The organism is Hyphomicrobium album, from assembly GCF_009708035.1.
Lineage (GTDB): Bacteria > Pseudomonadota > Alphaproteobacteria > Rhizobiales > Hyphomicrobiaceae > Hyphomicrobium_A > Hyphomicrobium_A album.
Window position 1 is genome coordinate 790,807 of the sequence record NZ_WMBQ01000002.1, and the last position, 13,691, is coordinate 804,497.

The 13,691-nt window shown below is 66.0% G+C and carries 15 protein-coding genes and 2 tRNA genes; 7 read left to right on the top strand and 10 right to left on the bottom strand.

Annotated elements, in window-relative coordinates:
• Nucleotide 1: 1 nt before the first annotated feature.
• The 6 genes from GIW81_RS15945 to GIW81_RS15970 form a co-directional block, all read right to left on the bottom strand.
• Entirely contained in the window at nt 2-523 is a 522-nt protein-coding gene (locus tag GIW81_RS15945) for a hypothetical protein (RefSeq protein WP_154740325.1), read from the bottom strand.
• Between the two features lie 237 nt (nt 524-760).
• Complete coding sequence (locus GIW81_RS15950) at nt 761-1,306, bottom strand: hypothetical protein (protein ID WP_154740326.1); 546 nt, start codon at nt 1,304-1,306, stop codon at nt 761-763.
• Nucleotides 1,307-1,591: 285 nt separating this feature from the next.
• On the bottom strand, nt 1,592-2,677 hold the full coding sequence (gene aroC / locus GIW81_RS15955) for a chorismate synthase (RefSeq protein WP_154740327.1): 1,086 nt from the start codon (nt 2,675-2,677) through the stop codon (nt 1,592-1,594).
• Nucleotides 2,678-3,169: 492 nt separating this feature from the next.
• The gene (locus tag GIW81_RS15960) at nt 3,170-3,757 is read right to left on the bottom strand and encodes a histidine phosphatase family protein (RefSeq protein WP_154740328.1); all 588 of its coding nucleotides are present in this window, start codon (nt 3,755-3,757) and stop codon (nt 3,170-3,172) included.
• 187 nt (nt 3,758-3,944) lie between these two features.
• A complete protein-coding gene (gene fabI, locus GIW81_RS15965) occupies nt 3,945-4,796 on the bottom strand; it encodes an enoyl-ACP reductase FabI (protein ID WP_154740329.1) in 852 nt (283 codons plus the stop codon).
• A 168-nt stretch (nt 4,797-4,964) separates the two neighbouring features.
• Nucleotides 4,965-5,447: a hypothetical protein gene (locus GIW81_RS15970; protein ID WP_154740330.1), complete on the bottom strand. Its 483-nt coding sequence runs from the start codon at nt 5,445-5,447 to the stop codon at nt 4,965-4,967.
• 134 nt (nt 5,448-5,581) lie between these two features.
• Here GIW81_RS15970 and pdxH point away from each other — a divergent pair, with 134 nt between their 5' ends.
• The 3 genes from pdxH (at nt 5,582) to GIW81_RS15985 (ending at nt 8,114) form a co-directional block, all read left to right on the top strand.
• Entirely contained in the window at nt 5,582-6,238 is a 657-nt protein-coding gene (pdxH, locus tag GIW81_RS15975; RefSeq protein ID WP_324615070.1) for a pyridoxamine 5'-phosphate oxidase, read from the top strand.
• 89 nt (nt 6,239-6,327) lie between these two features.
• Nucleotides 6,328-7,086: an SDR family NAD(P)-dependent oxidoreductase gene (locus GIW81_RS15980; RefSeq protein WP_154740817.1), complete on the top strand. Its 759-nt coding sequence runs from the start codon at nt 6,328-6,330 to the stop codon at nt 7,084-7,086.
• A gap of 221 nt (nt 7,087-7,307) precedes the next feature.
• Nucleotides 7,308-8,114, top strand: a complete 807-nt coding sequence (locus tag GIW81_RS15985; RefSeq protein ID WP_195930603.1) for a DUF1499 domain-containing protein — start codon at nt 7,308-7,310, stop codon at nt 8,112-8,114.
• On the opposite strand, the gene GIW81_RS15990 is transcribed toward GIW81_RS15985, so the two are convergent.
• Nucleotides 8,062-8,964, bottom strand: a complete 903-nt coding sequence (locus tag GIW81_RS15990; RefSeq protein ID WP_154740333.1) for an MBL fold metallo-hydrolase — start codon at nt 8,962-8,964, stop codon at nt 8,062-8,064. The two genes, GIW81_RS15985 and GIW81_RS15990, sit on opposite strands and share 53 nt — an antisense overlap.
• 145 nt (nt 8,965-9,109) lie before the next feature.
• Between GIW81_RS15990 and GIW81_RS15995 the strand changes: the two genes are divergently transcribed.
• A complete protein-coding gene (locus GIW81_RS15995) occupies nt 9,110-9,313 on the top strand; it encodes a hypothetical protein (RefSeq protein ID WP_154740334.1) in 204 nt (67 codons plus the stop codon).
• A gap of 137 nt (nt 9,314-9,450) precedes the next feature.
• On the top strand, nt 9,451-10,146 hold the full coding sequence (locus GIW81_RS16000) for a hypothetical protein (RefSeq protein ID WP_154740335.1): 696 nt from the start codon (nt 9,451-9,453) through the stop codon (nt 10,144-10,146).
• Nucleotides 10,147-10,197: 51 nt separating this feature from the next.
• Here the strand turns inward: GIW81_RS16000 and GIW81_RS16005 are convergent.
• Nucleotides 10,198-10,274 (bottom strand) — tRNA-Pro (locus GIW81_RS16005).
• A 219-nt stretch (nt 10,275-10,493) separates the two neighbouring features.
• Between GIW81_RS16005 and GIW81_RS16010 the strand changes: the two genes are divergently transcribed.
• Nucleotides 10,494-10,568 (top strand) — tRNA-Gln (locus GIW81_RS16010).
• A 48-nt stretch (nt 10,569-10,616) separates the two neighbouring features.
• Complete coding sequence (locus GIW81_RS16015; protein WP_154740336.1) at nt 10,617-11,666, top strand: MraY family glycosyltransferase; 1,050 nt, start codon at nt 10,617-10,619, stop codon at nt 11,664-11,666.
• On the opposite strand, the gene GIW81_RS16020 is transcribed toward GIW81_RS16015, so the two are convergent.
• Both GIW81_RS16020 and cysC read right to left on the bottom strand, forming a co-directional pair.
• The gene (locus GIW81_RS16020; protein WP_154740337.1) at nt 11,650-12,081 is read right to left on the bottom strand and encodes a hypothetical protein; all 432 of its coding nucleotides are present in this window, start codon (nt 12,079-12,081) and stop codon (nt 11,650-11,652) included. The genes GIW81_RS16015 and GIW81_RS16020 overlap by 17 nt on opposite strands.
• 139 nt (nt 12,082-12,220) lie before the next feature.
• Nucleotides 12,221-13,672, bottom strand: coding sequence for an adenylyl-sulfate kinase (gene cysC / locus GIW81_RS16025; protein ID WP_154740338.1), 1,452 nt, complete (start codon nt 13,670-13,672; stop codon nt 12,221-12,223).
• Nucleotides 13,673-13,691: the final 19 nt, after the last annotated feature.

Genomic DNA, 13,691 nt, shown 5'->3' on the forward strand with positions numbered 1-13,691 from the left:
CTCAGAATCCGTAGATCGCCACGCTGACGCCGAAGGCGATCACCGACAGCACGTGGGCCAGCGTCGGCAGGACGGCCAGCACGGTTGCCAGCGTCAACTGCGTCTCCCGCAAGGCCAGCCCGGCAACCGCCAGAGCCAAGACCGGCGCGACGATCAGCTCCCAGCCGAGCATCGTGGTAGTGAACGCGTCGCCCTGCGAAAGGTCGAGGCCGTGCAGCCGGACCGAAGGCACGTAGCTCAGCCACGCCATCAGGATGATGAAGGCCATGGCCACCAGGGCATAGGGGATCTTGCCGCGGACGGTGAAGAACAGCGCCGCGAGAGCGAGCAGCGGCTTCAGCACGATTCCAGCAAGGATGATTTGACCGTCGAGCCCGGGTCCGGGCACCTCATTGAGGTCGCCGAAAAGGATCGGCAGGCTGCCGAGCCCGCCGAGGAATTCGATCATTGCCGCGATGAGTAGCAGTAGCCGGGCCCACTTTGCCGGTTGCGCTGCCGGCGCGACGCTAGCCGTATCCGTCATGATCGTCGTCCCCCGAGGTCTCGCCCCGGCGGCAGACTAGCAAGGCGCGCGGCAAAGACAATTGACACGCACAACCACGTTGCGGCGTAAGGAAAAAGCGGCGGACAAGAAGCTCACGTTTATCGCCGAGGTTAGCCTCAGCAAGGGCTCGACACGTAGCGAGCGCGGCGCTGCTCGCCGGCCGCACACGCGCGCGCAAGAAAACGGCAGGCGTCGTGAACGCCTGCCGTTGTCGTTTCAGTGGGCCATCGCGTTGGCGAGCACGATGACGAGGGCGGCGGCCCCCACGGCCGCACAAAGCAGCCACGCCTTCAGCGTAAGCGTGCGCTCAATGCGCCGCGCTTCGTCGCGGAAGGTTTCGAGCTCGGAGATCTTGCGGCTCACCGCCTCGAAGCTGTTGTACGCGTGGAAGTCGCCGCCGGTGCGCGCCTCGATGCGGTCGAAGCGTGCCTTGAGATCGCGACAGCTGCGAAGAAGCTCGTCGAGCTTCGCCTCTTTGCTGCGCTTCTCGCCTTTCTGGAAAGTCTGCCAGCGCAGATCCTGCTCGGCGGTCGCCTGCAGGTCGGCAACCTTTCCCGCGAGCTGTCCCATGTCGCGCGACATCAGCCGGACGGTTGCCTGCAACTGCTCGATCTTGCTCGCTGTCTCGGCGACGAAGCTGTCGCGCGCGATCAACTGAACCGAAGGAGCGATGTCATATCGGATTTCGGGGGTCGTTCGGTCGGCGGCGGCTTTGCTCAACAGGGGCGGCCGACCATTGCGGCGTTCTTCAACTCTCAGCACGGCACCACGTCTCCCAACGCCAACTTTTACTGCGCCCGTCCGGAGCAGGAACAGCAGGCAAGTTTCATCGTTCGCGCGGCATCGAGAGGCGCGCAGAGACGCGCCTAAGCGCGTGCCGCAAAGCCTCTCCCGTCCGCAACGTCAGGGCAGAAATTTGTCTTGAGCTTCAGTTTGTTGACGATAACTCAGACGCCAAACTTTGGCTAGTCTCGCATGCGGCAAATTAGCATGTCGCACGCAATTTTTTTCAAAGCTGTTGATTGCCGGAGCGAGCGGCCGACGTCGTCAGCCGATCTGTGCGCGATGGCGCAGGAAGTGGTCGGCCAGAACGACAGCGAGCATCGCTTCGCCGATCGGCACGGCGCGAATGCCGACGCACGGATCGTGGCGTCCCTTGGTGACCACTTCGGTCTCGTCGCCATCGAGATCGATGGTCTTGCGCGGCGTCAGAATGGACGACGTGGGCTTCACGGCGAAGCGGCAGACGATGGGTTGTCCCGTCGAGATGCCACCTAAAATGCCGCCGGCGTGGTTGGACAGGAAGCACGGCTGCCCGTCGCGGCCGATGCGAATTTCATCGGCGTTTTCCTCGCCGGTCAATTCGGCAGCGTCCATCCCGGCGCCGATCTCGACACCCTTGACGGCATTTATGCTCATCATGGCCGAAGCGATGTCCTGGTCGAGCTTGCCGTAGATCGGAGCGCCCCAGCCGGCAGGCACGCCTTCGGCGATCACCTCGATCACCGCGCCGATCGAAGAGCCGGACTTGCGCACCTTGTCGAGGTACTCGGCCCAGTGCACGGCGGTCGCCGCGTCGGGGCAGAAAAACGGATTGGCGTTCACCGTGTCCCAGTCCCACAGCGAGCGGTCGACCTTGATGTTGCCCATCTGCACGAGGGCCCCGCGGATGGTCACACCCGCCAGCACCTTGCGGGCGATGGCGCCGGCCGCGACGCGGGCTGCGGTCTCACGAGCCGACGAGCGGCCACCGCCGCGGAAGTCGCGGATGCCGTACTTCTTCCAATAGGTGTAGTCGGCGTGGCCTGGGCGAAATTTGCTGGAGATGTCGCCGTAGTCCTTCGACCGCTGGTCGACATTGCGGATCATCAGCGAGATGGGCGTGCCGGTGGTCACCTGGCGGCCCTCCGCATCGGGGAAGACGCCGGACAGTATCTCCACCTCGTCCGGCTCCTGCCGCTGGGTGGTGAAGCGCGACTGTCCCGGGCGGCGCTTGTCGAGGAACGCCTGGATCTCGGCCGCCTCGAGCGGAATTCCCGGCGGGCATCCGTCGACGACACAGCCGAGCGCCGGCCCGTGGCTTTCGCCCCAGGTCGTCATACGGAACAGATGGCCGAAGGTGTTGTGGGACATTGCCGGTCGCCGAGCGTGAGAGGAGGTCCGGGTGCGCGTGCAACCCGGTGCCGTGGCAGTTGTGCCAGTCTTAGGAGTCCAAGCGTATGCGGGCAAGAGCCGAGCCCGGCAAACACCGTGACAGACTCACGCGATGCAGCTTATCTGGCTCGCAGTACCGCGTCGCGCTACGCGACAAGCTGCAAGGAGACAGCACGGTAGAGGCGCATCGCTCACGCGCTGCGTGATCTTCCTGCGAAACCGCCGTTTGGCGGAGACCGCCGGTCACCATCAGGCTTCGACCTGGGGACCAATGGTTTCACGACGTTTCTGAGCTGAGGCGCAACAACCGCCGGTCGCGTGTCGCAAGAGGCGTATGCGTCATGGGCCGCCGCAAGGTTGGCCCCCATCCAGCTGCTCCTTGCCGGTCTGAGCAACCGGCACCGAGCGGCTAATTCGACGTGTCGGGGAGCCGAGGCAGCCGCTGCCTCGGCTCTTCTGCATTTTGGGCTGCTACAACCACTCCAGGCCGTCGCGGCGCAGGATGAGCACCTTGTCTTGCGGTACCTCGAGCTCCGGCACGGCGGACGGGTCGACGCCGTAGAGGTGGCCCCGCAGCACCCGGCTGATGCCCCCATGACCTGCGACGACCGTGTCGTCGGCGACGTCGGCGAGCCAGCCGACCGCGCGCGCCATCAGGTCCTCGTAGCTTTCGCCGCCCGTCGGCCGCCAGCGGAACGTATCCTGCGACCGTGCGGCGATGCCGGCCGCGTCGACGTCCGGCAGGTCAGCGGCGAAAATGCCCTGCCAGTGGCCGTAGTGGAGTTCCTTGAGGCGCTCGTCGATCGAGTAGGCTCCGGGGTCGAGCCCCATGACGCCACGCACGATCTCCATCGTCTCGCGGGCGCGCAGGAGCGGGCTCGCGACGTAGCGGCATTGAGCGATGCCGGGCAGCAGTCCGCGGAGCGCCTCGCCATTGCGGCGGGCCTGGGCGCGACCGGTCTCGTTCATCGGGATATCGGCCTGGCCCTGGTAGCGCGACTGCGCGTTCCAGTCGGTCTCGCCGTGGCGGATGAAGTAGATGGTGGGCCCGGCGCGCATCCTAGTGTCCCGATTCCGAAGTTCGCCAGAGCTCGCCGCCGGGACTGGGAGCGAACTTCGGGATAGTAAGGGACACTGGGATCACAGACTGGCTCGTGTGATTCAAATCGAGAAGTTCGCTAGATCCCTCGCCGCTGACGACAGCGAATTTCTCGATCATCACACTAGGCGATACGCTCCGCTTGTCTCAGGCGTCGTCGGACTTGGCCACGGTGATGTCCGGGGCATCTTCGTTCTTCATGCCCTGCACGTGATAGCCGCTGTCGACGTGATGCACCTCGCCGGTGACGCCGCGCGACAGATCGGACAGCAGATAGAGACCGGCGCTGCCGACCTCCTCGATGGTCACCGTCCGGCGCAGCGGGGAATTGTACTCGTTCCAGCGCAGGATGTAGCGGAAGTCGGCGATGCCGGAGGCGGCCAGCGTCTTGATCGGGCCGGCCGAGATGGCGTTGACGCGGATGCCCTTTTGGCCGAGGTCGGCGGCGAGATAGCGCACGCTCGCCTCGAGCGCGGCCTTGGCGACGCCCATGACGTTATAGTGCGGCATCACCTTCTCGGCGCCGTAGTAGGTCAACGTGAGCATCGAGCCGCCGGGCGGCATGAGCTTCTCTGCCCGCGACGCCAGTGCCGTGAACGAGTAGCAGGAGACGAGCATCGTCTGCGTGAAGTTCTTCTCGCTGGTGTCGACGTAGCGGCCGTCGAGCTCTGCCTTGTCGGAAAAGGCTATGCAATGGACGAAGAAGTCGAGCCGGCCCCAGACCCTCTGCAACTCGTCGAATACGGCATCCATCGACTGGGCGTCGACGACGTCGCAGGGGAGGACGATCTTGGAGCCGAGCTCGGCGGCGAGCGGCTCGACCCGCTTCTTCAGGGCATCGCCCTGATACGTGAAGGCGAGCTCGGCGCCTTGCGCCGCCGCCGCCCGGGCGATACCCCAGGCGATCGAGCGATTGTTGGCTAAGCCCATGATAAGGCCGCGTTTGCCAGCCAACAGGTTGCCCTTCGCAACCCCTGCGCTCGGCAATGGCTCCGTCATGGGTGTCTCTCTATTCCTAGTTATCGTCCAGGGCGTTCGGCGCGCATCCTACACAAATGGACTGATGGGTCCAGATGCGCGGTTTTCGCACGGGTAGCACGAAAAAGGCCGGCCCTGAGGCCGGCCTTTTTGCCGATCGCTATGCGGGAAGGGGGTTACCGCGCGCGGTCAGCCGTCGAGTTGCCAGCGGCCACTCGGCAGGCGGCAGGCGATGCCTTCCTGCTTCTTGGTGTTGTGGCCGGTGGTCATAAGGACGATCAGGTGGCGGCAAACCTTACCGCTTTGATCTTTGAAGGAGCCGGTCGGCTGCACGAGACCCGAGAGGCGGCCGTGCCAGCGGCGCCAGACGTAGGTCTTACCGTCGCTGACCTCGGAGAGGGCGTATTGGATGCGCTCGAGCGCCGCGATCTCATCCTTCTCGTCGAGCTTGTAAGGGCCGACGGGGATGTCGACGAAGGTGCCGGGCATGATCGACGTGCCGGGGACCGGAGGAAGCGCGGCGGGCGGCGTGTCAGTCGTCTCGGTAGAAACGGATGTCTCCCACTGCTCGCCGCCGAAGGCGGTCGTGGGACCCATCAAGATGACGCCGACAAGGACGATGCCGGTGGTGACAACTGCGGCAAGCGTAACTAGAGAGGGGTTCTGACTCATGACGCTTCACTCGATGCTGACGACGCAACGATGCGCAACTTGTGGTGTGACCTGTCGTGAGTATGAGCTGCTTTGGTTAAGACCGGCTGAATGCGTGTCCCAGTGACGGGCTGGGCAAGCGAGAGAGGACCAAGGTGACCGAGAAGCCTAGCGGGCCGCCTACGGAGGATCATACGCCCGGCGACTTTGCCGAGGCGGCGGAGCCGTTCGCGCTATTCGATGAGTGGATGGCCGACGCGACGCGCCACGAGCCGAACGATCCGAACGCCGTGGCGCTGGCGACGGTCGATGCCGCCGGTCATCCCAACGTGCGCATGGTCTTGTTGAAAGCCGTCGATCCCGCCGGGTATCCCGCGCGCGGCTTCGTGTTCTTCACGAACTACGAAAGCACCAAGGGCGTGGAGCTGCTCGCCCACCCCTATGCTGCGCTCGACTTCCATTGGAAGAGTCTGCACCGCCAGGTGCGCGTGCGCGGTCCGGTTACGCAGGTGAGCGACGCCGAGGCGGATGCCTACTTCGCCACACGTCCCCGGTCGGCGCAGATCGGCGCCTGGGCATCGCAGCAGTCGCGCCCGCTCGAAAGCCGCTTCGCGCTCGAGAAGGCGGTCGCCGCCGAGACTGCTAAGCATCTCGTCGGCAAGGTACCGCGGCCGCCGCATTGGTCGGGCTTCCGCATCACGCCGCTCGAGATCGAGTTCTGGCATTCGCGCCTGTCGCGCCTGCACGAGCGGGTCATGTTCAAGCGCGCCGAGGCCGGCGGGGACTGGACCAAGACGCGCCTTTATCCCTGACCCTTAAGGCAATGGGGCGCCGCCGCTTGACCCCGCCCGGATAACCCGAGCTAATCCGCTATCGCTGCCAGGATCGAACGGTGAACCGCATGCCGGCGAGCGGCAAACAAAAGCGCAAGACGCTGGTGCTGACGGGAGCGTCGCGCGGCATCGGCCACGCCACCGTGAAGCGTTTCGCTGCCGCGGGGTGGCGCGTGATCAGTTGCTCCCGGCATCCTTTTCCGGAGCAGTGTCCCTGGGAGCAAGGACGCAACGATCACCTGCAGGTTGATCTAGCGGAGGCGGCCGACACGGCGCGAGCAATCAACGATCTCAAGGCGCGCCTGGCGGAAGATGGTTCGGAGCTGCACGCGCTCGTCAATAATGCGGGCATCAGCCCGAAGACCGAGCGCGGGACGCGGCTCAACTCCATCGAGACGTCGCTCGACATCTGGCGGCATGTCTATCAGGTGAACTTCTTCGCGCCCATCATGCTGGCGCGCGGCTTGCTCGACGAGTTGGAACGCGCACAGGGCGCGGTCGTCAACGTCACGTCCATCGCCGGCAGCCGCGTGCATCCGTTCGCTGGGTCGGCCTATGCGACGTCGAAAGCCGCGCTCGCGGCGCTGACGCGCGAGATGGCGGCCGACTTCGGGCCGCGCGGCATTCGCGTCAACTCCATCTCGCCGGGCGAGATCGACACGTCGATCCTGTCGCCGGGGACGGGCAAGATCGTCGAGGAGCAAATTCCCATGCACCGCCTCGGATCGCCCGAGGAGGTGGCCCGGGCGATCTATTTCCTATGCAGCGAGCAATCGAGCTACGTGCATGGCGCCGAGCTGCACATTAACGGTGGCCAGCACATCTAGATCTGCGCTTTTGCGGACCCGCGGCTTTCTGTGGGCCGTCGCTGTTTTTCGCCCGATTCTCGGCTATTCTGCCGCCCGCACCACCAACGCGGCACCAGGACCAGTAGCCACGTCATGAACTTCGCCGGGCTCCAATACGCCGCCGCAGGGCCACCTCGCGCATGAGGCCGCCTCCGCCCCTGGGGCCATCCTTCTTTGCGCGTTGGACGAGCCGTGTCGCCGTGTTTTCGGCCGTGCTCCTCGCCACGGCGATCTTCCTACACCGCCTATTCTCGTTGCCGACGCCGATCGCCGAGAACCTGGCTTGGGTCGCCTTCGTCGGCGCCGGACTGTCGCTGCTGATGTCGGCCTTGGCCACCATCGGCATCTGGCGGACCGGCAGGCCCGGCACCGCGCGCGTTGTGTTCGCCATCATTGTCAGCCTCGGCCTGATGCTGTGGCCGATCATCTTCCTGCCGAAGTACGAGAGCCTGCCCAGCATCAACGACGTGACAACCGATGTGACGAGCCCGCCGCCGTTCGTCGAAATTGCCAAGCTTCGCGCGCCGGGTAGCAACCCGGTCGAGTATCCCGGACCGTCGTTCGCGCGTAAGCAGCTTGCCGCATATCCCGACATCAAGCCCATCGAGATCGATCGCCCGGCGGAAGAAGTGTTTGGGCTCGCCGCGGAGGCGATCAAGCGGCTGAAGATGGAGATTGTGCATCAGGAAGCGCCCGACGTTGGCGCCGGCCGCGCTGGCCTCATCGAGGTCGCCGACCGCACGCTGATCCTCGGCCTCTATGAGGACGTCGCCATCCGCGTGACCGGTAGCGATCAGAGCGCACGCGTCGACGTGCGCTCCGCCTCGCGCTACGGGTCGCATGATCTCGGCCGCAACGCCGACCGCGTTCGCCAGATCCTGAAAGAGATCGTGACGGTGATGGAGTCGACCGTGCCCGCGGCGCGTGTCGAGCAACCGGACGAGGCAAAGGCCGCTAAAGAGGAACGGCCACGCAATCGACGTTCGAAGAATCGGCGCAGGCGATAAGCCCTCGCTCGGCGAGGTGGTCGAGGTGAGCGCGCAGCGACAGGGCGGCCGCGCCGACGACGGCCTTGTCGAGGTCGCGGTAGATGACCGGCAGTAGGGAGCGCACCGTGTTGGTGCCGTTGCGGACGGCATCGAGAATGGCCTGCTCGCGCCACCTGCGATGCAAGAGGTAGGCTTTCACCGTGCGGCGCGGCTCGTTTATGATCCCGCCGTGGCCCGGCAGTAGCTGCCGCGCATCGCGGTCGAGCAACAGTTCCAACGAGCGCAGATAGTCCGCCATGCGCCCCTCGGGCGGTGCGACGACAGACGTATTCCAGGCCATCACGTGGTCACCGGAGAAGATGACGGCGCGATCCTTCAGCACGAAACACAGATGATCCGGCGCATGGCCGGGCGTATGCAGCGCCGTAAGCTCCCAGTCCTCACCGGCGATCGTACCCCCGTGCTCGACGTGGACATCGGCAATGAAGCCGTGGCCGACGTATTCGGCGTCGGCATCGCCGCCTCCGCCTTGCGGGATCTCGGAGCGGCGATAGGCATAGGTCTGGGCGCCTGTCGCTGCCACGAGCGCGGCGACGCCGTCGACGTGATCGCGGTGGGCGTGCGTGGCGATGATATGCGTGATCGGTCGCCCCGCGGCGGCAGCGAGTATCGCGGCGCGATGGGCGTCGTCGTCAGGACCCGGATCGATCACCGCTAAGCTGCGACCGCCGACGAGATAGGTGTTGGTCCCCTTGAAGGTGAGCGGCCCGGCATTGGGGGCAACGACGCGCTGCACGTCCGGCGCTAACTGGTCCGGCACGCCGTAGGTAAAGGTCATGCTCGTATTGAACTTCAAGTTTTCACTCATATCGAATTTATGCCTCCTGCGCGGAAATGCGCAGCGGCGATGCTCAGCCTAGAGGCCGATTGCCGCCCTTTCCAGGGCCTGCGGCATTCGCGCGGAACGCATTGCGGCCTCACGGGTTTGGCGGGTTGAGCGAAGGAGGTGCAATATGTCACGCGAACGAGATTTTCCCGCTTCGCGCAATCGAGGCGTGGAAAGCGCCACCAGCTGGATTCTCGCCATGCTGGCCATCGGCGTCATCGCTGCCCTGCTGGTCGTCGCGGTCGTTCCCGCCGACAACGGTAGCTCGGACGGAACCAGCGCCACGGAGCAGGTGATCCCCAACACGCCGCCGCCCGTGCGCACCGAGTAGAGCGCCGCGCCGGCTGCTTTGGCGTGCAACCTTCCAATGCTCGGCAGCTTCTGCTGCTGCGCGTTAACGTCGATGGACGCGGAACTCGCGCGGTGCTCGCGCATTGGCCCGGCAGCATCGCGACAATGAGGCCCGTCATGACCTGTGCAATCCGGGGGCACGCGTCGGTTCTATCCCTCTTGCTTGTACTGGCGCTGAGCACCGGCGGTGCGCTGGCGCAAGCGGGCGGTTCGTCGGGCGGCAGCTCCGCCGGTAGCGCAGCCAGCCGCGGCGGCGGCGCGGCGGGCGGCATCGGATCTCCGGCAGCTCGTGTCGGACCGGGCGGCACATCAGGCAGTGGCACATCGGCTGGAGGCGACCCGCGTAGCCTGAGCAACCAGCCGGCGACCGCGGCCGCACCCGGTTCGACCGCTCCGGGAACCTTGCCCCCCGGTGGCACGCCCGCGCCGGCGGGCACGGCGACGCCTTCCGGCACCGCCTATCCATCGGGCACGCCGCTCGAGGCCGCGCGCCAACGCGCGCTTCAAGCCCCTTCGGGTACGGCCATTCCGCCTTCGGCGCCGGGCGTCGGTGCGGACCGCAGCAGTACTTCCGGCGTCGGGAGCGACTCGGCGACCGAAGCCGCAACCCCCGGACTTCCCGATCAAGCGACGCCCGATCGCGGAACGAGCGGCGACCCCGCGCGGGCCACGGCGGGTGGCCGGGCTGTCCGCCAAGGCGCGGTCGGCAAGACGATGGCCGAGTGCGAGGCCGCGTGGGACGCCGAAACGCATATGTCGAAGGAAAAATGGCGCGACACGTGCCGGCGCACGCTCACCGAACCGCATCTTTAGCGCGTGGTCGTCCCCTGACGCCGGGGAGTGGCTTAGTGCCAAAGAAAATGATGGTCGGAGCGGGGAGATTCGAACTCCCGACCCCTTGCTCCCGAAGCAAGTGCGCTACCAGGCTGCGCTACGCTCCGCCCGACTCATCAGTCCTGTAAGGGACATCGCCGGGATCTCCTGAGCGGAGGCCGCGGCGAGGGCGGCTTTATAGCGGCCATGTGCCAGCCCCGCAAGCGAACGGTTTTTCGCGCACTGAAGGCCGCATCCGATGCGTCTCCGGGCGCTTCAGGCGTTGGGATTGCTCGCGTACACCGGCTCGACTATACGGGGTCGCCGCCTTCACCGTGGGCGGCCGGTGGGGCGTAGCCAAGTGGTAAGGCAGCGGATTTTGATTCCGCCATTCCCAGGTTCGAATCCTGGCGCCCCAGCCAATGCTTTTGCCTGCGCGGTGACTGCCGTTAAGCAGCCGAGCCGTCTCCATGCCTGATCCTGCCGCCTGGGCGATTGTCGAATATCTCGGGCCGGTGGTCTGGCTCGCCGCGCTGCTGAGCTGCGCGCTGATGATCCTCGTCCTCACGCCGGTTCTGCGCAACGCGGCCATGGCCGTGCCGACACATCGGTCTTCGCACGTGAAGCCGACGCCGCAGTGGGGCGGCCTCGCCATCACCTGCGCCACGCTCGGCGTGACCCTGTTGGCGATCTATGGCTACGCCGACTTCCCGGCCGAGGCCCGGACCGGCACGCTGCTCGCAGTTCTCGCAGCGCTCCTATTGCTCCTGCTCGGAGCCGTCGACGACTTCTACCACCTTGAGCCCAAGGTGAAGCTCCTGGTGCAGGCCCTGGCCGCCGCCCTGATGCTCGCGGCGCTTCCCGGCGAACTGCGGACCATTCCCATGCTGCCGCTGTGGCTCGAGCGCGCCATTCTGCTGGTCGGCACCGTTTGGTTCATCAATCTCGTCAACTTCATGGACGGCATCGACTGGATGATGGTCGCCGAGGTGGTGCCGCTTACTGCCGGGGTGGCGATCATCGGGGCGCTGGGTGCGCTGCCTCCCGCCGCGCTCGTCGTTGCGCTGGCGCTCAACGGCGCGATGCTTGGCTTCGCGCCGTTCAACAGACCGGTGGCGAGCCTCTTCATGGGCGACATGGGAAGCTTGCCGATCGGGCTCTTGCTCGCCTGGCTGCTGATCGTGGTTGCTGGATCCGGCTACGTGATCGCAGCTGTGCTGTTGCCCCTCTATTTCGTCGCCGACACCGGACTGACCATCGTGCGGCGCGCGCGCGCCGGCGAGCGTCTGTCTGTCGCGCATCGGACGCACTTCTATCAGCGCGCGCGCGACAACGGATTCACCAATATGCAGATCGTCGGGCGCGTTCTGGCGGTCAATATCGGCCTGGTCGTCCTGGCGGCGTTGAGCGTCGTGGCGCAGGCGCCGCTGTCGTCCGCCCTGGCGCTGCTCGCCGGCGCCGGGCTCGTCGCCTGGTTGATGATCGGGTTCGCGATCCCGCGCGTTACTGGGGACGCTTGATCGAGGCTGTCTCGACCGACGGGCCGCAGCCCTTGCGCTGCAGGCTCTCGTTGACGGCGGCTGACTCAGCCTTGGCCTCATTGTATTCGGCGAGTGCGGGCACGCCCTTGTCGGCCGAGCCGACAAGGCGCCCCCATGCATCGGCCACAGTGGTCGGCAGCTCCTGCATCTGCTTGACGGCTTGGGCCGGTAGTGCCGTGAGCTGCTCCTGCAACCCGACTTGGCGCGCTTGCAACTCGCGGCAGCCGAGGCCCTGCTCCTGGGCGCTCAGCACGTAAGTGCCGTCCTTCTGGTAGCCGGGGCGCGGCGCGCCGCTGAGCTCATTCATCGTCGAGCAGCCGCCAGCCGATATGGCGAGCGCACCTAGCAGCGCCGCCCGATACACAGTTTTCAATGACCGCCAGCTGGTTGCCATTATGGCCGAATCTCCGCGTACCCCAGAATTTATGCACAACCACTTGGCGAGACTATTGGTGCGGCGAACATTCTCTCTGGATGTGTTCCGGCAGACACGGATTCGCCGAAGTGGCGATTTTCTGGGCGAAGGGGAAACTTTACGGGCTTCGTCCGACGCGCTCGCGCGCTCCATCATCCGCTACGATGCCCCGGTCTTGCAGCAGTGAAACGATGCGATGCGCGAGTTCCGTCGCAGGCGCCGTCGTCGTGTCGAGCACGAGGTCGGCGTTCTCCGGCGCTTCGTATGGTGAATCGATGCCGGTGAAGTTCGGTAGCTGACCGGCGCGGCATTTGGCGTAGAGGCCTTTCGGGTCGCGCGCCTCGCAAACCTCGAGCGGCGCAGTGACGTGGATCTCGATAAACTCGCCGGTGTCGAGCAGGCTGCGCACGGCTTCGCGCTCGGCGCGGAAGGGCGAGATGAACGAGCACAGCACGATGACGCCGGCGTCCACGAACAGCCGCGCCACTTCGCCGACCCGCCGAATGTTCTCGACGCGATCCACCGCCGTGAAGCCGAGATCCTTGTTGAGGCCGTGGCGGACGTTGTCCCCGTCGAGCAGGTAGGTGTGGCAGCCGCGCAGCGCCAGCCAGCCCTCGACGAGATTGGCGAGTGTGGATTTGCCCGAACCCGAAAGCCCGGTGAGCCAGATGACGCAGGGGCGTTGCTGCTTCAGGGAGGCGCGCAGCTCTTTGGTGATCGTCAGCGGCTGCCAATGAACGTTCATGCCGCGCCGCAGGGCGAAGTCGACGGTGCCGACCGCGATGGGCGAGTCCGAATGCATGTCGCTGATGATGAAACGTCCCGCGCCGGGCACATCCTCGTCGCTGGCGAGTGCGACGGGCGCCTGCGTGGCGATGGTGCAGACGCCGATCTCGCCGCGACAGAGTGTGCGGGCAGGCAAGCGGTGCAGGCTGTCGACGTCGAGGCGGTACTTGATGGCGGTGACGCTTGCCGTGAGCTCGCGCCCCGCGAGCTTGAGCTTGTAATCGCGGCCGGGAAGCAGCTCCTCGTCCGCGATGCAGGCCACGTGCGCGGCAAACTGCTCGGTGAGCTGGGTTGCTTCCACGAACGCGCCGGAAGCCGCGCGCAGGTCGGCGGCGAGCGCGTCGAGGTGGGCCGCTAGAGACGGGCCCGCGAACCAAGCGACGCCAGACGCGTCGGCGCCGCCGACGGGAATGGCTATAGCCGTCGCGAACTCGAGGCGGCGGACGTATTCGTGGAAGTCACTGCTCACCGCGTCGAAGGCTACGTTGTCGTGAGCGGAAAGCGCGGGCGTATGCACTGCCAGCACGATGTGCCGCGCGCCCCCGGTGCGGGCGATCGCGGCCGCCTGCCGCGCTGGCGATGTAAACCCGTGGGCCCCGTCGACAACGACAACGGAGACATCGGCGCCCGGCGCGCCAGCAGCGTCTGCCGCGAGTACCGGCAACGACAGCACGAGCCGTTGCAGTTGCAAAACGAGAGTGGATTGATCGGTGCCGGCCAGATTGTGGACGCTGATTCTCAGGGCCCGATTGTCCGGCTCGCTGGTTGGGCCTGCGTTCAGCATCCGGATGAGCGTTCCCGTT

Coding starts and splice junctions, on each gene's coding strand:
- GIW81_RS15970 (WP_154740330.1), bottom strand. CDS start 5,447: ATGAGTCAGAACCCCTCTCTAGTTACGCTTGCCGCAGTTGTCACCACC.
- GIW81_RS16000 (WP_154740335.1), top strand. CDS start 9,451: ATGACCTGTGCAATCCGGGGGCACGCGTCGGTTCTATCCCTCTTGCTT.
- GIW81_RS15945 (WP_154740325.1), bottom strand. CDS start 523: ATGACGGATACGGCTAGCGTCGCGCCGGCAGCGCAACCGGCAAAGTGG.
- GIW81_RS15960 (WP_154740328.1), bottom strand. CDS start 3,757: ATGCGCGCCGGGCCCACCATCTACTTCATCCGCCACGGCGAGACCGAC.
- cysC (WP_154740338.1), bottom strand. CDS start 13,672: ATGCTGAACGCAGGCCCAACCAGCGAGCCGGACAATCGGGCCCTGAGA.
- GIW81_RS15995 (WP_154740334.1), top strand. CDS start 9,110: ATGTCACGCGAACGAGATTTTCCCGCTTCGCGCAATCGAGGCGTGGAA.
- aroC (WP_154740327.1), bottom strand. CDS start 2,677: ATGTCCCACAACACCTTCGGCCATCTGTTCCGTATGACGACCTGGGGC.
- GIW81_RS16015 (WP_154740336.1), top strand. CDS start 10,617: ATGCCTGATCCTGCCGCCTGGGCGATTGTCGAATATCTCGGGCCGGTG.
- fabI (WP_154740329.1), bottom strand. CDS start 4,796: ATGACGGAGCCATTGCCGAGCGCAGGGGTTGCGAAGGGCAACCTGTTG.
- GIW81_RS15990 (WP_154740333.1), bottom strand. CDS start 8,964: ATGAGTGAAAACTTGAAGTTCAATACGAGCATGACCTTTACCTACGGC.
- GIW81_RS16020 (WP_154740337.1), bottom strand. CDS start 12,081: ATGGCAACCAGCTGGCGGTCATTGAAAACTGTGTATCGGGCGGCGCTG.
- GIW81_RS15980 (WP_154740817.1), top strand. CDS start 6,328: ATGCCGGCGAGCGGCAAACAAAAGCGCAAGACGCTGGTGCTGACGGGA.